This window comes from Sphingomonas sp. GC_Shp_3, assembly GCF_026540945.1.
Taxonomy (GTDB): Bacteria; Pseudomonadota; Alphaproteobacteria; order Sphingomonadales; family Sphingomonadaceae; genus Sphingomonas.
Genome location: NZ_JALNUT010000010.1, coordinates 56,884 through 78,140 on the forward strand (window position 1 = coordinate 56,884; position 21,257 = coordinate 78,140).

The 21,257-nt window shown below is 63.6% G+C and carries 24 protein-coding genes; 14 read left to right on the forward strand and 10 right to left on the reverse strand.

Features of this window, described 5'->3' with window-relative positions; translation table 11 throughout:
- The first annotated feature begins 1 nt into the window (after position 1).
- Genes virB10 through OXR00_RS16265 form a run of 3 tightly spaced genes read left to right on the forward strand, consistent with a single transcriptional unit; the run spans position 2 to position 4,269 of the window.
- The gene (gene virB10, locus OXR00_RS16255; protein WP_242153053.1) at positions 2-1,312 is read left to right on the forward strand and encodes a type IV secretion system protein VirB10; all 1,311 of its coding nucleotides are present in this window, start codon (positions 2-4) and stop codon (positions 1,310-1,312) included.
- A gap of 4 nt (positions 1,313-1,316) precedes the next feature.
- Positions 1,317-2,339, forward strand: a complete 1,023-nt coding sequence (virB11, locus tag OXR00_RS16260; RefSeq protein WP_121905596.1) for a P-type DNA transfer ATPase VirB11 — start codon at positions 1,317-1,319, stop codon at positions 2,337-2,339.
- A gap of 13 nt (positions 2,340-2,352) precedes the next feature.
- Positions 2,353-4,269 carry a type IV secretory system conjugative DNA transfer family protein gene (locus OXR00_RS16265; RefSeq protein ID WP_267389319.1) on the forward strand — a complete coding sequence of 639 codons (1,917 nt, stop codon included), beginning with the start codon at positions 2,353-2,355 and terminating at the stop codon, positions 4,267-4,269.
- Between the two features lie 483 nt (positions 4,270-4,752).
- Here the strand turns inward: OXR00_RS16265 and OXR00_RS16270 are convergent, their stop codons facing one another.
- From OXR00_RS16270 to OXR00_RS16280, 3 genes are read right to left on the reverse strand one after another with little or no spacing between them, the layout of a single operon-like run.
- The gene (locus tag OXR00_RS16270) at positions 4,753-6,171 is read right to left on the reverse strand and encodes a beta-propeller fold lactonase family protein (RefSeq protein WP_267389320.1); all 1,419 of its coding nucleotides are present in this window, start codon (positions 6,169-6,171) and stop codon (positions 4,753-4,755) included.
- Positions 6,168-6,536 (reverse strand): DUF305 domain-containing protein, encoded by a 369-nt coding sequence (locus OXR00_RS16275; protein WP_267389321.1) that lies wholly within the window; start codon positions 6,534-6,536, stop codon positions 6,168-6,170. Before OXR00_RS16275 ends, OXR00_RS16270 begins: the two co-directional genes overlap by 4 nt.
- 35 nt (positions 6,537-6,571) lie before the next feature.
- Positions 6,572-7,051 (reverse strand): hypothetical protein, encoded by a 480-nt coding sequence (locus OXR00_RS16280; protein ID WP_267389322.1) that lies wholly within the window; start codon positions 7,049-7,051, stop codon positions 6,572-6,574.
- 244 nt (positions 7,052-7,295) lie between these two features.
- Between OXR00_RS16280 and OXR00_RS16285 the strand changes: the two genes are divergently transcribed.
- The 11 genes from OXR00_RS16285 to arsH all read left to right on the forward strand — a co-directional run bounded on the left by OXR00_RS16285 (position 7,296) and on the right by arsH (position 16,910).
- Complete coding sequence (locus tag OXR00_RS16285) at positions 7,296-8,465, forward strand: hypothetical protein (protein WP_051583499.1); 1,170 nt, start codon at positions 7,296-7,298, stop codon at positions 8,463-8,465.
- Between the two features lie 46 nt (positions 8,466-8,511).
- Positions 8,512-9,495, forward strand: a complete 984-nt coding sequence (locus tag OXR00_RS16290) for a malate dehydrogenase (RefSeq protein ID WP_346732010.1) — start codon at positions 8,512-8,514, stop codon at positions 9,493-9,495.
- 88 nt (positions 9,496-9,583) lie between these two features.
- Entirely contained in the window at positions 9,584-10,456 is an 873-nt protein-coding gene (locus tag OXR00_RS16295) for a LysR family transcriptional regulator (protein ID WP_267389324.1), read from the forward strand.
- Positions 10,453-11,604: a TDT family transporter gene (locus OXR00_RS16300; RefSeq protein ID WP_267389325.1), complete on the forward strand. Its 1,152-nt coding sequence runs from the start codon at positions 10,453-10,455 to the stop codon at positions 11,602-11,604. The genes OXR00_RS16295 and OXR00_RS16300 overlap by 4 nt, the downstream gene beginning before the upstream one ends.
- A 107-nt stretch (positions 11,605-11,711) precedes the next feature.
- Positions 11,712-12,956 (forward strand): molybdopterin-dependent oxidoreductase, encoded by a 1,245-nt coding sequence (locus OXR00_RS16305; RefSeq protein ID WP_267389326.1) that lies wholly within the window; start codon positions 11,712-11,714, stop codon positions 12,954-12,956.
- A 12-nt stretch (positions 12,957-12,968) separates the two neighbouring features.
- A complete protein-coding gene (locus OXR00_RS16310) occupies positions 12,969-13,445 on the forward strand; it encodes a hypothetical protein (protein WP_267389327.1) in 477 nt (158 codons plus the stop codon).
- A gap of 332 nt (positions 13,446-13,777) precedes the next feature.
- Entirely contained in the window at positions 13,778-14,110 is a 333-nt protein-coding gene (locus OXR00_RS16315) for a metalloregulator ArsR/SmtB family transcription factor (protein WP_267389328.1), read from the forward strand.
- Positions 14,111-14,120: 10 nt separating this feature from the next.
- Positions 14,121-14,549, forward strand: coding sequence for an arsenate reductase (glutaredoxin) (arsC, locus tag OXR00_RS16320; RefSeq protein ID WP_267389329.1), 429 nt, complete (start codon positions 14,121-14,123; stop codon positions 14,547-14,549).
- Positions 14,549-15,835 (forward strand): arsenic transporter, encoded by a 1,287-nt coding sequence (locus tag OXR00_RS16325; RefSeq protein ID WP_267389330.1) that lies wholly within the window; start codon positions 14,549-14,551, stop codon positions 15,833-15,835. Before arsC ends, OXR00_RS16325 begins: the two co-directional genes overlap by 1 nt.
- On the forward strand, positions 15,832-16,155 hold the full coding sequence (locus tag OXR00_RS16330; RefSeq protein WP_267389331.1) for a YnfA family protein: 324 nt from the start codon (positions 15,832-15,834) through the stop codon (positions 16,153-16,155). The genes OXR00_RS16325 and OXR00_RS16330 overlap by 4 nt, the downstream gene beginning before the upstream one ends.
- Positions 16,155-16,910 carry an arsenical resistance protein ArsH gene (arsH, locus tag OXR00_RS16335; RefSeq protein ID WP_267389332.1) on the forward strand — a complete coding sequence of 252 codons (756 nt, stop codon included), beginning with the start codon at positions 16,155-16,157 and terminating at the stop codon, positions 16,908-16,910. Before OXR00_RS16330 ends, arsH begins: the two co-directional genes overlap by 1 nt.
- A gap of 101 nt (positions 16,911-17,011) precedes the next feature.
- Here the strand turns inward: arsH and OXR00_RS16340 are convergent, their stop codons facing one another.
- The 7 genes from OXR00_RS16340 to OXR00_RS16370 all read right to left on the reverse strand — a co-directional run bounded on the left by OXR00_RS16340 (position 17,012) and on the right by OXR00_RS16370 (position 21,125).
- Positions 17,012-17,164 carry a hypothetical protein gene (locus tag OXR00_RS16340; protein ID WP_267389333.1) on the reverse strand — a complete coding sequence of 51 codons (153 nt, stop codon included), beginning with the start codon at positions 17,162-17,164 and terminating at the stop codon, positions 17,012-17,014.
- Between the two features lie 69 nt (positions 17,165-17,233).
- Positions 17,234-17,500, reverse strand: coding sequence for a PepSY domain-containing protein (locus OXR00_RS16345; protein WP_056056375.1), 267 nt, complete (start codon positions 17,498-17,500; stop codon positions 17,234-17,236).
- 72 nt (positions 17,501-17,572) lie between these two features.
- Positions 17,573-17,959 (reverse strand): fluoride efflux transporter CrcB, encoded by a 387-nt coding sequence (gene crcB / locus OXR00_RS16350; protein ID WP_056056373.1) that lies wholly within the window; start codon positions 17,957-17,959, stop codon positions 17,573-17,575.
- 3 nt (positions 17,960-17,962) lie between these two features.
- Complete coding sequence (locus OXR00_RS16355) at positions 17,963-18,364, reverse strand: undecaprenyl-diphosphate phosphatase (protein ID WP_267389334.1); 402 nt, start codon at positions 18,362-18,364, stop codon at positions 17,963-17,965.
- A complete protein-coding gene (gene eno, locus OXR00_RS16360) occupies positions 18,361-19,662 on the reverse strand; it encodes a phosphopyruvate hydratase (protein ID WP_267389335.1) in 1,302 nt (433 codons plus the stop codon). Before eno ends, OXR00_RS16355 begins: the two co-directional genes overlap by 4 nt.
- A 14-nt stretch (positions 19,663-19,676) precedes the next feature.
- On the reverse strand, positions 19,677-20,300 hold the full coding sequence (locus OXR00_RS16365) for a 2,3-bisphosphoglycerate-dependent phosphoglycerate mutase (RefSeq protein WP_267389362.1): 624 nt from the start codon (positions 20,298-20,300) through the stop codon (positions 19,677-19,679).
- A gap of 9 nt (positions 20,301-20,309) precedes the next feature.
- On the reverse strand, positions 20,310-21,125 hold the full coding sequence (locus tag OXR00_RS16370; protein ID WP_267389336.1) for a universal stress protein: 816 nt from the start codon (positions 21,123-21,125) through the stop codon (positions 20,310-20,312).
- Positions 21,126-21,257: the final 132 nt, after the last annotated feature.

The window sequence follows — 21,257 nt, forward strand, 5'->3', positions numbered from 1 at the left end:
CATGGTCGGGACCGTGATTGACCGCGGGGGCGATGTCGCTGCCGACACCGTTGCTCCAAGCGAGGTCGATAACCCGGTCGCGCGTAGCGGCGGGTGGGGCAACCTCGCCTTCATCGGTGCGGGGATCGGATTGCTCGGCGCCCTAAGCGGCATCGTGATAGGCTATGGTGCGTTTCACCAATCGGCCAGTACCGCGGCTGCCGCGCAGCCCGCGAAGGCCAGTGACCGTGCCGTGGACGACGTGATGGGATCGCCAAACGCCCAGCGAGCGGCGCTCGCGGGTCAACTCGGCCAGCCCGGCGCGGCGCAGACCGACATCTTCGGGCGGCCGATCGCCGCAGCGGCGGGGACGCAGGTCGCCGATGCCAACGGCAATCCGGTGCCGACAACGGGCGGGACAGCCTCCGCCACGGCGAACGGACAGCAATCTCCGGAGCAGCGACGTGCAGAGCAGGCGCGCGCCATGGCCGATGCGGCCCGGCGATCGCCGATCATGGCCTTTGGCAACACCGGGCTGGCCTCGACCGCTCTTCCCGCCTCCGCGCCCGGTGCGGACGCTCAACAGAGTACGGACCTCGAGGACCGGACGCGCGGCGCTGGACAATCCACCGTCGCGCGGCGGGGTCTCGGTGCCAGTGGTTTCGGAGCGCCGGGCGAAGACAATCCGGCCGAAGCGGGCAAGGGTTCGACCGACTTCAACGATCAGCTCGGCCATGCCGCGATCCAGACGGTCCGGGCAACGATGGTCGCGGACCGTAACCTTCTGCTGAGTGCGGGCACGGTCATCCCCTGCACGCTCCAAACGGCGATCAACTCGACGCAGGCCGGGTTCGTGTCCTGCGTCATCAACCACGATGTCTATTCCGAGAACGGTCGCATCGTCCTGCTCGACAAGGGGACCAAGGTCCTCGGGCAATATTCCGGCGGCATCACGCAGGGGCAAGCGCGCCTGTTCGTACTGTGGACGCGCGCCCTGACGCCGCGCGGCGTAGCGATCGACCTCGGGTCGCCGGCAGCGGATAGCCTTGGTCGGGCCGGGTTGCCAGGCGGCGTCGATACCCAGTTCTGGGCACGTTTCGGCGTTGGGCTCGTCATCTCGGTGCTGGAGGATGCCTCGCAAATCGCCGGTCGGGCGGTCGCCAATGAGGGGAGCAACACCACGCAAGTTCCCGGACAAACCGGGCAGACCGTCCTTCAGCAAACTATGAACATCAAACCGATCTTGAAGAAGAACCAGGGCGACACCGCGGCGATCTTCGTCGCCAAGGACTTCGATTTCCGCTCAGTCTATGATGTGGGATTGAGGCGTTAAGGCCGTGGCATCCAGTCCGACGTCGCTGATCTACGAGCATAATGCCGAGCCGATCCGACGGCACCTTCTGCGCGACGATGTGACCGAGCTGGTCATCAACGAGCCAGGGATGATCGGCCTCGAGACGCGTGGTGGCTGGGAATGGCATGAGGAGCCCGCACTCGACAATGCGGCCCTCATGACGCTGGCGAAGCTGATCGCGGGGCTGACCAAGCAGGACATCAACTCCGAATATCCGATATGCTCCTCGGTCCTGCCGGGCGGCGAGCGCGCACAGGTCGTCGTTCCCCCGGCGGTCGAGCAAGGCTTCATCTCGATCACGATCCGCAAAGCGTCCGGCGTGACGATGAACATCGACGATTTCGAGCGTGCCGGCCTGTTCAGCGAGGTGCGCGCGCACGGCCTGTACGAGGAGGTTGACCCCGATCTGCTGCGACTGCGCGAGGCGGGCGATTGGCGCGCCTTCTTCAAGCTGGCGGTCGAAGCCCGCAAGAACATCCTCATTTCCGGCGCGACGGGCTCCGGCAAGACGAGCTTCTCTAAGGGTCTCATCAAGCTGATCCCGGACTATGAGCGGATCCTGACGATCGAGGACACGCGCGAGCTCGTCGTACCCCAGCGCAACCACGTCCACATGATGTACGCCAAGGATGGGAAGAGCCTCCAGAAGGCGGGCGCCAAGGAGTTGCTGGAATCGGCGCTGCGGATGCGGCCCGATCGCATCCTTCTGCAGGAACTGCGGGACGGCACCGCCTTCTTCTACCTGCGCAACGTCAACAGCGGTCATCCCGGTTCGATCACCACGGTCCACGCCAATACGGCCGAGGGCGCGCTCGAGCAGCTGACGCTGCTGGTGAAGGAATCGGAAGGCGGCAACGATCTCGACCGCCACGACATCCGGGCGCTGCTGCGCTCGCTGGTCGATATCGTCGTGCAGATGCACCGCCTGCCACCCGGCGAGGGCCAGCCGGCGCGCTATCGCATGACCGAAGTATGGTTCGATCCGGCGAGCAAGCCGACCGACTGAAGGGGGTGCCGGCATGAACGGAAAATGGGTGCGAAGCGACGAAGGGTCGCAGCCGGGCGCGATCGCGTTCCTTGGCATCATCGGCCTGGCGCTGAGCGCCACGATCGGCGCCCTCGCCGTCCTGTGGCGTGCCCACCTCCTCAACGCGCATACGCCCTGGATTAAGGTGCCGGCCGCGCTGTGGGCGTTGAAGGGCTATCCGATCGTCTATCAGCCGTTCCTGATCGGCTTCGGGATCGGCCTCGTTCTGACGGTCATCACCATCCTCTCCACGCTGTTCAAACGGCAGAAGCTCCACGGCGAGGCGCGCTTCGCGCGAGTCGGCGAGGTTCGCAACGGCAAGATGCTCGCCTCGGCCGGCATCGTGCTGGGCAAGTTCGGCGGGAAGGTGATGCGCTTTGGCGGACCCGAGCATGTGATGCTGGAAGCCCCGACGCGCGCCGGCAAGGGGGTGGGCGTCATCATCCCGAACTTGCTCGACTGGCTCGATTCTCTCGTGGTGCTCGACATCAAGCAGGAGAATTACGACAACACCGCGGGGTATCGGCTGAAGGTGCTCGGGCAGCAGGTGCTGCTCTTCAACCCGCTCGATCCCACGGGTCGCACCGTGCGGTGGAACCCGCTGAGCTACATCAACCGGCATGATCCGGTGGAGGTCATCAACGAGCTTCAGAAGATCGCGGCAATGCTCTATCCCGATCCGCTCACGGGCGAGAAGTTCTGGGCCGAGGGCGCGCGAACCGCTTTTCTCGGCATCACCGCATATATCGCGGCAACCGTCGACGATGGGGAGGACGCCCTCCCCTTCACGCTCGGCGAGGTGTACCGCCAGTTCGCGGCCAGCGATGCCCAGCGGCGTTTCCCGAAGATCATCGCCGATCGTAAGAAGGCCGGGAAGCCCCTGTCGGAAGGGTGCGTATCGGCGATCAAGGATTATACCGGCTCGTCGGCGAACACATTTTCCGGATTGCGCCAGTCGGTTACGTCCAAGATCAACGGCTGGCTGAACCCATATGTCGATGCGGCGACCTCAGAGAGCGATTTCGATCTCAGTGACTTTCGGGACAAGCGGATCTCGCTCTATCTCGGCGTGTCGCCGGACGACCTAGAGCGGGTTGCGCCCATCTACGGCCTGCTCTTCCAGCAACTCATCGACCGCAACGTCCGCGAGCTGCCGAAGGGCGACAAGCATCAGATCAAGGTGCTGCTCGCCCTGGACGAGTTCGCGAGCCTCGGCAAATGCACCGTGCTCGCGAACGCCTTCAGCTATGTCGCCGGCTACGGGCTGCGGATGCTGCCGGCGTTCCAGTCGCTCGAACAGATCCAGGGCGTTTATGGGGACAAGGTGGCGGCCGACATCGAGCGAAACTGCGCGGTGCGGCTTGTTCTTCGTCCGGCCGGTTTGGCCGAGGCGAAGAAGATTTCGGACCAGCTCGGCAGCTACACGTTCAAGGCGCGGTCGCGCTCGATGGGAACGTGGGGCGGCGGCGGCGGCTCCACCTCGGACTCCGATCAGCGCCGGCCGCTGATGCTCCCTCAGGAAGTTGAGTTGCTGCCGGAGGACGATCTGATCGTTTTCCGGCGAGGCATGTACGCGACCTATGGAAAGAAGGTCCGTTACTATGCCGAGAAGAAGCTCTCGGCGCGGACCAAAATACCCGCCCCGGAGATGCCCCAGATCCGCGTCGACCCCGCCGTCGCTGCTAACAGCCTTCGGGTGATCGAGGCCACGCAGGCTCCCGCCGACGACGCCTCGTCGATGCGAAGCGCCGCGACACCCTCAGAACCTGCTGCTACCAACGGCGCTCGTGCAATGGGTCGGCGGGGATTGAATCAGGCCGCGATCAGCGCGGCTTTGGCCGTTCCGCCAAACGAGCGTGTCGCCAAACTCTTCGAAGGCGTCCTCATGGTGCGACGCAAAGCTGCGTAATTAATGAGAATGCCTTTTCGGCGATTCGCTAGCGGGAATCGTTTTTGGGAACGAGCGATTTGTCCCCAATGGCGTCAAATGGGACGAAGCAGTCGTTCGGGCAATCGGCCGGGAATGTCGGGTTTCGGATGAATCGGCCATTCGCGGGGCTTCCGAGATTTGCTCGGCATCGCGCCAGCCTGCACGGTAGCGACTCCGCGGGGCTTCGATCTCACGCCAAAATAACAGCCGCGGCTCCCCTAACGAAAAACCCCGCCTCCGAGGTTGTCGCGCACTTTCTCCATCCGACAGGGTATCTCGCGCAATAGTGCGAACCTAGAGCACGTGCGCCACCGCCCCACGCCGCAATTCTCCAGAATTTGCGGTGCTCTGCGTCGCCTATCATGTGTTTTCCGACAGTCTCAAGACGCTGCGGCAACCTATACCGGCGTCATGACCAAGATACTGGATACGGACAGGAGATCGCAGGGTTCACCTGAACCCTCATTTCTGCACCTGAACGACAGCGCCCGGCATCATCGCGTCGCCTGACGCAATGACGAGGTACCGGCGCATGTCGCCCTTCGCGTCGCTGACGATCTGGCGGAGCGGTCCGAGCGTGTTGACGATCGCGCCGCCCTCCGGATTGGTCATGAACTTTGCCAGAGGCTGGATCACGCCGCCACCATCAGCGCGGGAGGATAGCCCAAGGACATAGGGCATCTTTGGGCTGAGGCCCGCAACCGCCGCCTGCAGGATCTGGACTTGGCCTTGATCGAACAGCGTGACCTGGCTGCGGCCAGTCCCGGCGAGGGTCAGCTGGATCTTCATGCCGGCCTGTGCGAGCGGTATCAGGTTTGCACGGCCTTCGCCTACCGGCACCGCGCCGGGAACATAGGCCACGCCTTGCGGCCCCTGACCGATCGGAATCGTCGCGATGACGGTGTTGCTGGCGGTGTCGATCGCCGCAACAGCGTCGGCGTTCTCCAGCCCGACATACATCCGCGTGCCGTCGCCCGACGGCCACAAGCCGTGCGGCAGCGCGCCGACCGGAATGCTTGCGACCTGCACGAAGTCGGTGGTGCGGAATACCTTGACGACGTTCTCGGTGCCGACCGTCACATAGGCGAACTGGCCGGTCTTAGTGCGGGCGATGTTGACGTGGTTGGTGATCGCGCCGGTGTCGAACGTCTTCAGGATCGCGAACGGTGGCTTGGCATCGAACACCATGACCTTGCCGACGTCTTTCAGCGTCAACCAGACCTGCTTGCCGTCGGGCGTCGCGGCGATGTCGGGGCAGAACGGGCTCGCCTGCTTGACGCGACCGACGATCTTCTTCGAGGCGGTGTCGATCACCACGGTCTCGGGTGTGAAGCTCGAACAGACGTAACCGTATTTTCCGTTCGGCGAGAAAATCGTCATGCCGGGGCCGTTGGGGACGGGGATGCGCGTGGTCGGCGCGAAGGTCTTGCCGTCGAGCACCTGGATATAATCCTCGCCGCGCACCGCGACCCAGACTTCGCGACCGTCGGGGCGGAAAAACGCCTCATGCGGCGAGCGCCCGACATAGGTCGTGTGCTTCACGGCATTGGTCGCGGTATCGATGAACGTCACCGAGTTCGAACCGATCGAGATCGCCGCCAGCGTCTTACGATCGGGCGAGAAGCCCATGCCGTGGACAAGCAGCTGCCCCTTGTAGAGCGGGCTGAGGTTGGCGGGGGTCTGGTCGCCGAGCTTGATGACGCCGAGCAGCGTGTTGGTTGATGGGTCGATCACCGACACGGTGTTGGAGAACTGGTCCGACGTGTAGAACCGGTCCTGCGCGCTGACAGGGATGTCGGGGGTCGCATTAGGCGCTTGCTGGGCAAACGCAGGGCCTGAAAAGCACAAGGCGGCGCAGGCGGTTAGGGTGAAACGCTTCATGGACGGTCTCCGTGATGGGGGTGACCAGTCGCGGTCGGTTCGGTGTGACGTGGCAACGCGCCGCCTTCGGATAGGATGCCCTGCATCACCGCGATTTCCTGACGCTGTTCGACGATGATCCCTTGCGCAAGCCGGCGCAGGCGTTCGTCCTTGCCGTAACGCAGCTCGATCTCAGCCATGTCGATCGCGCCTTGATGATGCGGGATCATCATCCTTGCGAAGTCGCGATCGGGATCGTTTGAATAGCCGCTCATCATCGCGCCGTGCATCCGCGTCATCGCCGCATCCATCGCGGACGCGAAGCCGTCCGTTTGCGCGATAGCAGCGGTCGATACGGACAAGCCTATCGCCATCAGCAAGGTCATGCGTGATCTCATCGTCCTGTCCCTAGTTTTCCTGTTTACGACACGCGAGCGATGATGCCGATAATCGTTGCTAGCACGGCCATGCAGGCCGGGAGAAAGAGCATCTGTATAGCCGCTTCGCGCCCTGTGATCGTGCCCGTCAGGATATCGACCGGGCCCTTGATGAACTCCGAGAACGAACGGAGGGGTTCGCCGGGGGCGGGAGTATCGCTGAGTACGATGCCGCCAGCAATCAGACCGAAATACAGGATCATGAAGACCGACACGACCGTCAGGACGAGCGCCGTAGCTGCATCACGTGCGAAGAAGGTCCAGAAAGTCAGCAACATTGCTGCATACACGCCGACGAGCAAGCCCAACGTGGCAGGATGGACGCCGCGCGATGCGATGCCTGGAGCCGTTCTTTCCAGCTCGTCATAATTGCCTACATCCGGCACGATTGCGAGATGTCGACGCACAGGCTTAGGAGCAACGAGTGTCTCGGTAGCGAGATCGTAGATCGGCTGTGTTGCCATGAGGAAGTCTCCGCGCGTCTCGATGAATGCCGAGCGTGACAGGATAGATGATTGCGGCGGGGCGGTCGGTCCAACGCATAACCACGGTCATTCCAATCATTTAACAGGAACGGTCGGCGATCTATAATCGCGTTTTCGTATTGAAATCATCGCGACCATGCGTTGGACGCGAGGGACATATCGGTCGATCTAGCGGCATCGGACCGGCACGATCACCCGCCGGGTCCGTGATAAGGATCAAACGATGAAAGCTGCGATCGTTTTGGTTGCCGCGATGTTGGCCTCCGTAGCGCCAGTCCCGGCGATCGCTCAGGCCTATTGGGCTGCACCTGCGGCGGACGACTTTCCCTACGATATCAAGGCGGTTCAGGCACCGTGGTCGAAGGCTGATATCGACCTCAGCCATCATGACCGGATCTATGTGTCTGACCCTACATCGACGAAGATCGTTGTCATCGATCCTGCAGCGGGCAACGAACTGGGACGGATCGACCTCGCCAAAAGCGCGATAGCTGAGCCCAGCTTTTCCAGCCCCAAAGTCCAGCACCTGGCTGCAACGCGTGACGGGCGGACCCTGGCGGTATCGGCATTAGCGCAGCACAGTGTGACGCTCGTAGATCTGGCCACGAACACGGAACGAGGCCGGACCGTGTTCCAGACGTCGCCTACCGCCGTCGCGTTTACGCCCAATGGGCACGAACTCTGGGTTTCGCTCGGCGATGAACATGCCATCGCGGTCGTGGATCCTAAGACCGCGCGGGAGATCACCCGCGTACCAGCAAGTGGCGGAGCGGGCGCGACCATCCTGTCGCCAAACGGACGCTATGCCTTTGTATCGCTTACTGAAAGGCCGTCCATCCTGGTTGTCGACGTCGAGCATCGGCGCGTCGTCGGACACGTTGCCAGCAACGGTGCAGGTGCGGGAGCAATCGCGGTCTCGCCAGATGGCAAACAGATCTGGGCAACACGCCGCGAGAGCGGCACGACCACGGTCTTTGCTGCCAAACCGCCGTTTGCGGTACGCGAAGTGATAAACACTGGTCCAGCAACGGGCGCGGTCAACTTCGCCCAGCGCGCAGACGATTCCTTTGCCTATGTCAGCGTTGGCGGCGATCAACCTGCAATCAAGGTCTATAGAACCGACAGCCTGGAGGCTGTGGCAACCGTCCCGCTACAAGCGGCTCCGAGTGCGGTTTGGCCGTCGGGCGATGGTACGAGGATCTATGCCAGCCTGGCCGGAACCAACAAGGTCGCTGGGATCGACACGCTGACGTACACCACCGTGTCGACGATCCCGATCAGTACGGATGCGCAAAGCCTGATCTACGTTCCTGGTGCCGTAAGATCAGGAAAAGGTCTCGCCAATCTGGTGCCATCCGGGCGCGATGCGGCGCTTGCCCTGGCGGCGCGTTAATCGGTCTCACACCGTCTGTAATCTTCCAACGAAAGCCCTTTCCAAAATGACCAAGCCCCCCGTCAGGATCGCGATCAGCGGTGCCGCAGGACAAATTTGCTATTCGCTGCTCTTCCGGGTCGCGCAGGGTGACGTGTTCGGACCGGACCAGCCCGTTATCCTTCAACTGCTCGACGTGCCGCAGGCGCTGGACGCAGTACGCGGCGTGGTCATGGAACTGGAGGATTGCGCGTTTCCGCTGCTGGCAGATGTGATCATTACTGATGATCCGATGGTGGCTTTCAAGGACATCGATGCGGCCATGCTGGTCGGGTCTCGTCCCCGCTCGAAGGGCATGGAGCGCCGTGATTTGCTCGCTGCCAACGCAGCGATCTTCAAGACGCAGGGCGCAGCGCTGGACGCAGTGGCCAAACGCGACGCCAAGATCCTGGTCGTCGGCAATCCCGCCAACACAAATGCCTGGATCCTTGCGCAAAGCGCGCCGGGTTTCCCTGCCGAAAACATCACGTCGATGATCCGCCTCGATCACAATCGCGCGCAGGGACAGCTTGCGGCCAAAGCGGGTGTCGGTGTCGATGCGATTACAAAGCTCGTCGTCTGGGGAAACCATTCGCCGACGATGTTTGCCGACTGGGGGAATGCCGAACTCGATGGCCAAAAGCTTGCCGACCGTATCGGAAACGAGGCCTGGTACCGCGAGACCCTGATCCCCACCGTTGCGCAGCGCGGAACCGCGATCATCGAAGCACGGGGTGCGTCCTCGGCCGCATCGGCCGCAAATGCGGCGATCGATCATCTACGCGACTGGGTGCACGGCGCAGGCGACAATTGGGTGTCGATGGGCGTGGTGTCAGATGGCTCCTACGGTATCCCGCAAGGGCTGGTGTGCGGCGTGCCGGTGCACTGCAAAAGCGGTGGGTATGCGCGTATCGAAGGACTGATCCTCGATCCATTCCAGCGAACGATGCTCGATCGCACGATTGCCGAACTGGTCGATGAACGTGAGGCGGTTATCGACATTCTGAAATGACCGATCGTTATTTCTGATTGGAATGAGCGTAATCTTTGGTTGGTGCGATTGATCTCCTTTCCCTATCATTGGGGCAAGGAGATCGGGCATGACCCTCGAACAACTCAGGATTTTCGTCGGTGTCGCAGAGCGCGAGCACATGACGCGCGCTGCCGAAGCGCTCAATGTGACGCAGTCAGCCGCAAGCGCTGCCATCGCCGCGCTGGAAGCCCGGCATGGCGTGCCGCTATTCCACCGGGTCGGCCGCGGGATCGAACTGTCCGAAGCGGGCCGCATGTTTCTGATCGACGCACGCGCAGTGCTTGGCCGTGCCGCCAGCGCGGAACTTGCATTGGCCGAATATGCCGGGCTGGAGCGCGGCACACTGCGGCTGGTCGCGAGCCAGACGATCGCGGGCTATTGGCTACCCCGCCAGCTGGCGGCGTTCCATGCGCGCTACCCGTCCATCACGATAGAACTGGCGATCGACAACACGGAAGGGGCCGCGGCGCGCGTGCTCGACGGTGCGGTCGAGCTCGGCTTCGTCGAGGGTGTGATCGACGAGCCCGCGCTCGCGCATTGGACGGTCGCGAACGACCGCATGGTGCTGGTAAGCGACCGCGCAGCCGACACGATCGACGAGGACTGGATCCGCGCCGCGCGCTGGATCGTCCGCGAGCAGGGATCGGGCACGCGCTCGTCGTTCGAGGAGGTGTTGCGCCAGCGCGGCGTCGATCCGTCGGACCTCACCACCGCGCTGACCCTGCCGTCGAACGAGGCGGTGCGTAGCGCGGTCGAGGCTGGCGCAGGCGTCGCGGTCCTGTCGCAGCATGTCGTCGCACCTGCAATCGCCGCCGGAACGTTGCACGATCTACCGCTCGGTCTGCCGCGGCGTCCGTTCTACGCGCTGCGGCACAAGGAGCGCTATCGTACCCGGGCGGCCGATGCGCTGACCGATCTCATCAAGGAGACTGGGAAGTGACCGCCGATCTGAAACCCGTTCTCGATGGTCTGAAGCCGCTCAGCCGGCTTGATTCTCCGCGCGAGATGATCCGCCAGTTCACCCCCAACTGGTTCGCCGCTACGATGGGCACGGGCATCCTCGCGCTGGCCTTGCCGCAGGTGCCGGGCGTCGCCGCATCGCTGCACCCGGTCGGCGAGGCATTGTGGTATTTCAACATCGCGCTCTTCACGCTGTTCGCCGGGCTCTACACCGCGCGCTGGACGATGTTCGGGCACGAGGCGCGTCGGATCTTCGGGCACAACACCGTATCGATGTTCATCGGTACGATCCCGATGGGCCTCGCGACGATCATCAACGGGTTCCTGGCGTTCGGCCTGCCGCGGTTCGGCGCCGGCGTGATCCCGATCGCCGAGACATTGTGGTGGATCGACGTCGCGATGTCGCTCGCCTGCGGTGTAGCGATCCCCTACCTCATGTTTACCCGGCACGAACATTCGCTCGACGGCATGACTGCGGTCTGGCTGCTGCCGGTGGTCGCGGCCGAGGTCGCAGGCGCGAGCGGAGGCCTGCTCGCACCGCATCTGGCGGACGCCCATCATCAGTTCGTGGTGCTGGCGACCTCTTATGTCCTGTGGGCCTATTCGGTGCCGGTCGCGTTCGGCATTCTCGCAATCTTGATCCTGCGGATGGCTCTCCACAAGCTGCCGCACGAGAGCATGGCCGCCTCGAGCTGGCTCGCGCTCGGTCCGATCGGCACCGGTGCGCTCGGGATGCTGGTGCTCGGTAGCGACGCGCCCGCGATCCTCGCCGCCAACGGCCTCGGCCAGATCGGCGCGGTAGCGCAGGGAATCGGCACGATCGCCGGGCTGTTGCTCTGGGGCTTCGGGCTGTGGTGGCTGGCGCTCGCGACGCTGATTACGATCCGCTACTGGCGCGCAGGCATTCCGTTCAACCTTGGGTGGTGGGGCTATACCTTCCCGCTCGGCGTCTACACGGTCGCCACCTTCAAGCTCGGCACGACGCTCCAGCTCGGCTTTTTCGGGATCGTGGGCACCGTCCTCACGATCGCACTCGCCGCGATGTGGCTGCTGGTCGGCGCTAAGACGGTCGCGGGCGGCTGGCGCGGCAACCTGTTCGTGTCGCCCTGCATTGCCCAAGCCAATTGATGGGCCGAACTGATCGTCCTGCCGGATCGAACCGGCGAATCTGATCGACCCGTACCGGGCAGACCGGCGGACGGGGCGCGCATACAGATCATGACAGAAATGGGAGAATGTTGGTGGACAGCCTGGATATGAAACTGGCGCAGGCGACGAACCGCCGTCGCTTTCTCGCAGAGGCCGCGGTCGGCAGCGGTGCGCTGATCGCCGCACCCGCGCTGGCTCAGAGCATGGTCGATCTGCACCTGCCGGGCGGTCCGTCGGAACGGCCGATGACCAGTGCGTTCCCCGGCAAGGGCAACATGATCCTCCAGCGGATCCACCCGCCTTTGCTGGAAACGCCGATGAGCGTGTTCAATGGCGACGTCTTCACGCCAAACGACCAGTTCTTCGTCCGCTGGCACTGGGCTGATATTCCGACCGCGATCGATGTCGAGGCGTTCCGGATCAAGGTGCACGGCGCGGTCACGCGGCCGCTATCGATCTCGCTCGCGCAACTGCTGAAGCTGCCGCGCGTCGAGCTGGCCGCGATCAACCAATGCTCGGGCAATTCGCGTGCGCTGTTCCAGCCGCCCGTTGCCGGAGCGCAGTGGCGTCACGGGGCGATGGGCAACGCCAAATGGCTCGGCGTGCGCCTGCGCGACGTGCTCGACATCGCCGGGGTGAAGCCGGGCGCGGTCGCGGTGCGGTTTGGTGCGCTCGACCAGCCGGTGGTCGCGGGTGGACCGGATTTCGCCAAGTCACTGTCGATCGACCACGCACGCGACGGCGAAGTGATGCTCGCCTTCGGGATGAACGGCGAACAGATGCCGCTCCTCAACGGCTTCCCGGTCCGGCTGATCGTACCCGGCTGGTATTCGACCTACTGGGTCAAGATGCTGAACGACATCGAGGTGCTTGCCGCGCCCGACGACGGTTACTGGATGGCCAAGGCTTACAAGATCCCTGACACGCCAGGCGCGAACGTGCGGCCTGGCCAGAAGGATTTCCCGGCCGTCCCGATCAACAAGATGATCCCGCGCAGTTGGGTCACGAGCCTCGACGAAGGGCAGGCGATCGCGTTCGACCGGTCGATCCCGCTGGGCGGCATTGCGATGGGGGGCGATTGCGGCGTCGCCAAGGTCGATGTGTCGACCGACAACGGCAAGACCTGGTACAAGACGGTGCTCGGCCCCGATCACGGCAAATACAGTTTTCGCCGCTGGGATGCGCAGGTTCCGCTCACGCATGCGGGCCCGACCAGATTGATGTCGCGCTGCTGGAACACTGCCGGTATCGCGCAGCCGATGACGCCGATCTGGAACCCTGGCGGGTTCATGCGCGGTAACATCGAAACTACCAACATCGTCGTCGGCTGAGGAGCGTCCCCAATGAAAACGCCATCCATCAGCACACTGTCCTTCGGGATGGTCGGTGTCTTCGCCGTTCTGCTTGTCGCGATCGGTGCCCCAAACAGCCGTGTCGCCGCGCCGCCTGCCGCCCCGACCGCGCCACCACCGCCGAGCGTCTCGGCGCGCGGGTTCTCGCTGGCTTCCACCTCGGTCGATCTTCCAACCGATGAAGGGCAATATCCCGACGGCCCGCATGCCGACGTCATCAATGCGAACTGCACCTCGTGTCATTCGGCGAGCATGGCGCTGAACCAGCCGCCACTCTCCGCCGACCAGTGGACCGCGGAGGTCACCAAGATGCGCGAGGTCTACAAGGCTCCCGTCGCCGCAGCCGACGTGCCAGCGATCGTTGCGTACCTGACCGGCATGAGCGCGAAGCTGCCGGGGGCCGTGAAGGGCAAGGCGCAGGACCCGGATCCGAAGGCTGCGCCCGACGTATCGGGGGGATCAGGCTAAGCCCATCAACTCACGACACGCGGTTCTGCGCGCGAAGTGCTGTGCGGCGTGGCCTCCGGGGGAGGGCGTCGACGCCAATCGAAACACTGCTCGCGCCCTGCGCGTTCGCAGGTGTGCCATGTGGCACACCTTACGCGAGAATCGTCACCCGGCAGGGCCGAGACGCCGGCACGATGGCTCGGTCGGCACGCCCAGCGGGCCGATAGAGCCGTGCCCGCGGGGTCCCGCCCCACTCGTTGGGGACTTCGGAAAAGAGCGTAGGGTGCCGACTGCCTGCCTACTTGGTGCTATAAACGTCTGGACCGAAACTATATAGCTGCTATTCTGGATATATGGAAAGCCACACGGCAAGTTCAGCGCTCGGCGCGCTCGCACAAGGAACACGCCTCGACGTGTTCCGCCTGTTGGTGCGGCACGAACCGCATGGCTTGGCTGCCGGCGAAATCGCCCGTCAGCTCGACGTACCGCAAAACACGATGTCCGCACACCTCGGCATCCTCGCCCGTGGCGGGCTGGTGCGATCCGAACGTCATAGCCGCTCGATCATCTATCGTGCCGATCTCGACGGCCTGCGCGCGCTAACGCTCTTCCTCGTCAAGGATTGCTGCGCCGGCAACGCGGAGCTGTGCGCCCCGCTGATCGCCGAACTCACCCCCTGCTCCTGAAAGGACGCCCGTGGCCGTCGATATCGTGATCTATCACAACCCCGTGTGCGGCACGTCGCGCAACACGCTCGGCCTGATCCGCAATGCCGGCATCGAACCGCACGTGGTCGAATATCTGAAAACCCCGCCCTCGCGCGCGCTGCTGGTCGAGCTGATCGACCGCGCCGGCATAACGCCCCGCGAGCTGCTGCGCGAAAAGGGTACGCCCTATGCGGAGCTCGGCCTGGGCGACACGTCGCTGTCCGACGACGCGCTGGTGGATGCGATGATGACGCACCCGATCCTCATCAACCGGCCGATAGTCGTCTCACCGCTCGGCGTGAAGCTCTGCCGGCCGTCCGAAGCCGTGCTTGATCTGCTGCCGGGCGATCAGCGCGGCGCGTTCGCGAAGGAAGACGGACAACAGGTGGTGGACGCCTCGGGCCAGCGCATCGCCTGATGCTTCTTGCCGTCCTGATCTTCGTCGTCACGATCGTGCTCGTCATCTGGCAGCCCAAGGGGCTCGGAATCGGGTGGAGCGCGATGGGCGGGGCCGTCTTGGCGCTGCTCGCGGGCGTCGTCACGCTGTCAGACGTGCCGGTCGTTTGGGGCATCATCTGGAACGCGACGGCTGCATTCGTCGCGATCATTGTCATAAGCCTGTTGCTCGATGAAGCTGGATCCTTCGAATGGGCGGCGCTCCACATTGCGCGCTGGGGCAGGGGACATGGGCGCCGGCTCTTCGTCCTGATCGTGCTGCTCGGCGCGGCGGTGTCGGCGTTGTTCGCCAATGATGGTGCGGCGCTGATCCTCACGCCGATCGTCATCGCCATGCTGCGCGCGCTAGGTTTCAAGGACAAGGCGACACTGGCGTTCGTCATGGCGGCCGGGTTCATCGCCGACACGGCCAGCCTGCCGCTGGTGGTCTCGAACCTCGTCAACATCGTGTCGGCCGACTTCTTCAAGATCGGGTTCGGCACATATGCGTCCGTGATGGTCCCGGTCGATCTGGTGTCGATCGCCGCCACGCTCGGCGCCCTGCTGCTGTTCTTCCGGCGCGACCTCCCAGAAGACTATGACGTGGGGGCGCTGCGCGCGCCCCGAGAAGCGATCCGCGACGTCGCGACCTTCCGCGCCGGGTGGATCATCCTCGCGCTGCTGCTGGCCGGCTTCTTCCTGCTCGAACCGCTTGGCGTGCCGGTCAGCGCCGTCGCCGCTGCCGGTGCAATCCTGCTGCTGGTAATTGCGGGACGGGGCCATGTGATCCAGACCGGCAAGGTGCTGCGCGGCGCACCGTGGCAGGTCGTGATCTTCTCTCTCGGCATGTACCTGGTCGTCTACGGGCTGCGAAACGCGGGCCTGACCGACCATCTGGCGGCGCTTCTCGATCGCACCGCTCAGGGCGGCGTGTGGGGGGCGGCGTTCGGGACAGGCGTGATCGCGGCCATCCTGTCGTCCGTGATGAACAACATGCCGACCGTACTGGTGGGCGCGCTGTCGATCGACGCGACCCATGCCACTGGCGCCGTGCAAGAAGCAATGATCTACGCCAATGTCATCGGCTGCGATCTTGGCCCCAAGCTGACGCCGATCGGCTCGCTCGCAACGCTGTTATGGCTCCACGTCCTCGGCCAGAAAGGTGTTCGGATCGGATGGGGCTATTATTTCCGTGTCGGTATCACGCTGACTGTGCCGGTATTGCTGGTCACGCTTGCCGCCTTGGCATTGAGGATCACGATCGGATGACAGCCCTGATCTACATCGGCGCGGCGCTTGCCGAGATTAGCGGATGCTTTGCGTTCTGGGCCTGGCTTCGCATGGCGAAGTCACCTTTGTGGCTTGGTCCCGGCGTCGTCTCATTGATCCTGTTCGCATGGCTCCTCACCCGCGTGGACAGCGATGCCGCGGGACGAGCGTATGCCGCTTACGGCGGCATTTACATCTGTGCATCGCTTGCTTGGCTCTGGACCGTCGAAGGCGTACGGCCCGATCGCTGGGATGTCGGTGGAGCGGCGCTCTGTCTGATCGGCACCTGCATCATCCTCTTGGGACCACGAACCGCCTGATGCCGCTACGCACTCTCCACGATCCCGACACCTTGCCAGCGCTCGATCCTGCCTATGCCATCGAGCGGCCGGCCCTAGGGCTCGGATCACTCGATCCCGCACCGCGTATCCTGTTGCTCTATGGTTCGCTGCGGGAGCGGTCCTATTCCCGCCTGTGCGTCGAGGAAGCGGCGCGCCTTCTTCGATTTTTCGGCTGTGACACGCGCCTCTTCGATCCCTCCACCCTGCCGCTGCCTGACCAACACTCCGGCGACGATCATCCGGCTGTCCACGAGCTGCGGCAGTTATCGCTGTGGTCGGAAGGTCAGGTGTGGTGCAGCCCGGAACGCCACGGCCAGATCACCGGCATCATGAAGCTCCAGATCGATCATCTGCCGCTCTCGATGGGCGGGATGCGTCCTACACAAGGCCGGACGCTTGCGGTCATGCAGGTGTCGGCCGGATCGCAGTCGTTCAACAGCGTCAACACGCTACGCGTGCTCGGCCGCTGGATGCGAATGGTGACGATACCGAACCAGTCGAGCGTCGCCAAGGCATTCGCCGAATTCGGCGAGGACGATCGCATGAAGCCGTCGAGCTATTATGACCGCATCGTCGACGTAATGGAAGAACTGGTGCGGTTCACGGTGCTGCTGCGCCCGCACGCGGCACAGCTCGTCGACCGCTATTCCGAGCGCAAGGAAGCTCGCGTTGAATTCGACCCGACCACGGACTTGTCGAGTATCGCGACCACGACACCCCCTCGCGGTGTTTGACCTCGCCCCGACGCGATGGGATAATCGGAGCGGCTACTGTGCGATACCTGCAAACGGCCTGCTGGGCTGTTAGTCGTCGACCACCGAAGCCGACTACGCGATCAATCCTGGCGACGTTCGATCTTGTCCCCTGGCCCCGGCGCTTCTGGAGACGATCGGTCGTCTTTACGCTTCTCCGAGGCGACCATTTCGCCAACTTCGACCATCTCCGCGGTTTCCTGCGTGGTCGGCTCATCCTTGTCCGTCTCGGCCATATGCGTCTCCTTTAAAGCATCAACGCCAAAGGCTCGCTATTAGATGCGAGGAGACGCGCAGGCGTCGGATCAGTCGTCGTCGCGGTCCTGCTTTTCGCGGGAAACGACCTTGAAGTTGCGGTTTAGCTTGATGTCATAGCGGCCGCCACGGCAGCGTGCGTCGTCGACCTCGAAGCCACCATCGTCGCGCTCGATCGAGCGTGGCGCAGTGCAGCCGATCCGCTTCAAGGCGGTAAGCGTCGAGGCCCGCTGGCGCGGGGTCACCCGATCGTCGTCAGCGAGGGCGGGGGAAGCGATGACGAGTGCCAGCGCGCCGGCAGCGAGATATTTGAGCATGGAAAAGACGTCCGATTAAAGGTCGATGGAAACTCTGAATCCAATGCGGCCCGCGCGCCGATCGTTCCGAAATCATCCCCACCGTCGGGTGATAACGAGAGCAATCGCCAGAACGACGACCGAGAGAACAAGACTTGCCAGCACATAGCCGATCGCGGCGCCGGTCTCGCCGCGCTCCCATAATGTCACGGCATCGAGCGAGAAGGTCGACCAGGTCGTAAATCCGCCGATAAGTCCCGTCGTCACGAACAGGCGCAACTCCGCATTTTCGATGCTCTTGGCGGCAAACAGGCCGATCATCATGCCCATCAGCGCCGAGCCGACCACGTTGATGGCCAAGGTTCCCCAAGGGAAGGTTGGCCCCATAAGACGTAGTGCCACGATGCCGACGCCGTGACGCAGCATGCCGCCCACGCCCGAGCCCAGGAACACGACCAGAAAGCCAAGCCAGATCGGCATCGTTCACCCCGTCACTATCATCTGAACTGCCGTCACCGAGAGGAGAGCGGCGACCAACAATTGGAAACGGTGCACCGAAAGGCGCTTGATGAAATCATGCGCCAACGCGCCGACCACGACCGAGGGGAGGAAGGCGACCAGCACGTTTCTCGAGAAGCGGCGGGCGTCGGCATCGGACGACAAGCCGGAGACGACCGACCAGAGCCGCGCGCGGTACAACCAGCAGATCGCGAGGATCGCCCCGACCTGAATGACGACATCGATGATCCCGGCTTGCCGCCCTTCGTAGCCGATCAGTCGTTCGGTCAAAATGAGATGGCCGGTAGAGGAAACCGGGATGAACTCGGTCAATCCCTCGACGATGCCGAGGACGATCGGAGCGATCAGCGAGGGTAGATCCGTCACGTTCGGGGCTTCAGTCGCGACACGAAGGGATTGGTGAAACGTGCTTTGGCGCCGAGCTCGGCTTCGATCTCGATCAGTCGGTTGTATTTGGCCAACCGCTCACCCCGGCAGGGTGCGCCGGATTTGATTTGCCCGGCGCCGACCGCAACCGCGAGATCGGCGATAAAGGCGTCCGTGGTCTCGCCCGACCGGTGCGACACCATCGTTCCCCATCCCGCAGCGTGGCAGATGCGAACCGCCTCGATCGTCTCCGTGACGGTGCCGATCTGATTGGGTTTGATGAGGGCCGCGTTCGCAGCCTTTCGAGCGATGCCTTCCTGAATGATCCGGGGATTGGTGACCAGGAGATCGTCGCCGACGATCTGGATCCGGCTACCCTGGCCTGCGTTCTGGTCGATGAACCCTTGCCAGTCCTCCTCACCGAACCCGTCCTCGATCGAAACGATCGGATACGCATCGATCCAGCGCCCGTAGAGCGCGAGCAAGCCTGCGCGGTCGAGCAGGCCCGTTCCCGACCGCGCAAGATCGTATTGCTCCCCATCCGAGAAGGACGATGCGGCTGGATCGAGCGCGATGGCGATGTCTGTACCCGGTCGATAACCCGCGGCTTCGATCGCATCGACGATCAACTCGCAGGCGGCCTCGTTTCTTTTGAGGTTCGGGGCAAATCCGCCTTCGTCGCCGACTGCCGTCTTGAGGCCGCGAGCATGGAGGAGGTCGCGCAATGCGGCATAGGTTTCCGCACCATAGCGCATCGCTTCGGCGAAGCTGGAGGCTCCCACCGGAACGATCATGAATTCCTGAAAGTCGAGGCTGCTATCGGCATGCTTGCCACCATTCAGGACGTTCATGCACGGCATCGGAAGGAGGTAGTCGGTCGTACAGGCGAGCGTCTCGTAAAGCGGCTGCCCGAGCACCGATGATGCGGCGCGCGCGACCGCCATCGAAACACCCAGAATCGCATTGCCGCCAAGCCGCGCCTTGTTCGGCGTGGCATCGCGTTCGATCATCACCCGGTCGATGTCCGGCTGCGCGCAGACATCCATTCCGATGATCGCGCTGCCGATTTCGCCTTCGACGTTCTGCAGGGCTTGCCGAACACCCTTTCCGGCGAAACGATCGGGGTTGTTGTCGCGGAGCTCGACGGCCTCATGTGCGCCTGTCGACGCACCCGACGGCACCGATGCCGATGCTGTGATGCCGTTGTTTAAGGTCACGGTGACGGACAAAGTCGGATAGCCTCGGGAGTCGAGGATCTCGAGGGCACGGAGGCTGGTGATGTGGCTGCTGGCCGGCATGGTCGGAGTCCTTGTCACTGACGGATAGCGCGACCGATGATCGCGGTCGTGGAACTGAAATCGTAGAGGATCGCGCCTCCGGTCGGGATATCGAGGGTCTCGACCCGGGCGGCATCAAGGCCGTCGAGCGCCATAACCAGCGCCCGCAACGCGTTGCCGTGGGAGACGACGAGTGTCGTGCCGCCACTCATCACGGCAGGCAGCATCGTCCGAACGTAATAGGCGAGCACGCGCGCGACGGTGTCGCGCAGGCTCTCGCCGTGTGGCGGGGCAGCCGCATAGGAGCGTCGCCATTGGCGGACCTGATCTTTACCGTAGCGATCCGACGCCTCGGTCTTGTTGAGACCAGTGAGCGCACCGTAATCGCGCTCGTTGAGCGACCGGTCTACCGTAATAGGGACATCTGGTGCCCCCATCACGGCAGTGACGATAGCCGTCGTGTCCGCGCAACGCCGAAGGGTAGAGCGGAAAATCCGTGCCGGCCGAATGCCCTGCGCGATCAAGCGGTGTGCGATCGCCTCGGCCTGACTGTGCCCCAGAGGCGTCAGCGCCGGATCCGCAGAACCAGTAAATCGGTTGGCTGCGTTGGCTTCGCTTTCGCCGTGTCGAACGAGGACCAGACGCGCGTGCGGGAGCATCGTCACCCCTCAGTGCGCCATCAGCAGGGGTATATCGGCCGCGGCGAGGATGTGGCGCGTCGTGCCGCCCATGAACCACTCGATGATCTGGTTGTGCCGATAGGCGCCGGTTACGAGAAGCTCGGCACCGATCGCCTTCGCCTCGGCGACGAGCTGGGCACCCAGATTGTCGCTAGAGCGCGGCACCACATGCAGCTCGTGACGAACACAGATTTCGTCGAGCAGTGTTTCCAATCCCAGCGCCGGATCGGTTTCTTCGCCGATGCGGATTGCCGTGACACGCTTGGCGACACGAAGCCACGGGGCGGCCTCCTCAATGGCGTGGCGCGCTGTGTCACTGTCGCTGAGCCCGACGGCCATGTGCTCGAAGCCGGTTCGCGCGCCGGCTCTCCACCCAGCCGGGACGATGAGGACGGGCTTGTCGGTCGAAAAAATTGCGGCGTGCAGGGCGTCACCGCCGTCCATCGTCTGCTCGCGCGCGATGACGATTAGCGCATCGACATTTGCGGCCTCCTGTTTGACCGTCGCTTCCTCGGTGCCGACGATCGAGCGCCAGGCGACCTCGGGTGTGTCATCGCTGGCAGCTGCGGTCCAGGCAACGAAGGCAGCCCGCGCCGCATCCGCGCGCTCTTGGGCTGTCCCCTCGTCGCGCACGCGTAGGCGTTGAAAGTCGATCTCCTCGCTCGCAACCGCGATCTGCTCGGGATCGACGACAACATTGAGGGCCTCGATCGATGACTCGCCAAGAGATCTGGCGGCGAGAACCGCCGCATCGAGGCAGGCGGCAGCGCTGTCGGCACCGACAATCACGGCAAGCAGTTTCATGGCATCGTCTCCCGGGCGGGGGTGAAGGCGTGTGTGAAGTTTCCGGAATGCTGGGCACCGGATCGTTTGAACCTTTGCGACGGCGCAGGACGGCTCTTCCCCGCCCATCCCATCGAGGCACCCTCATTTGGA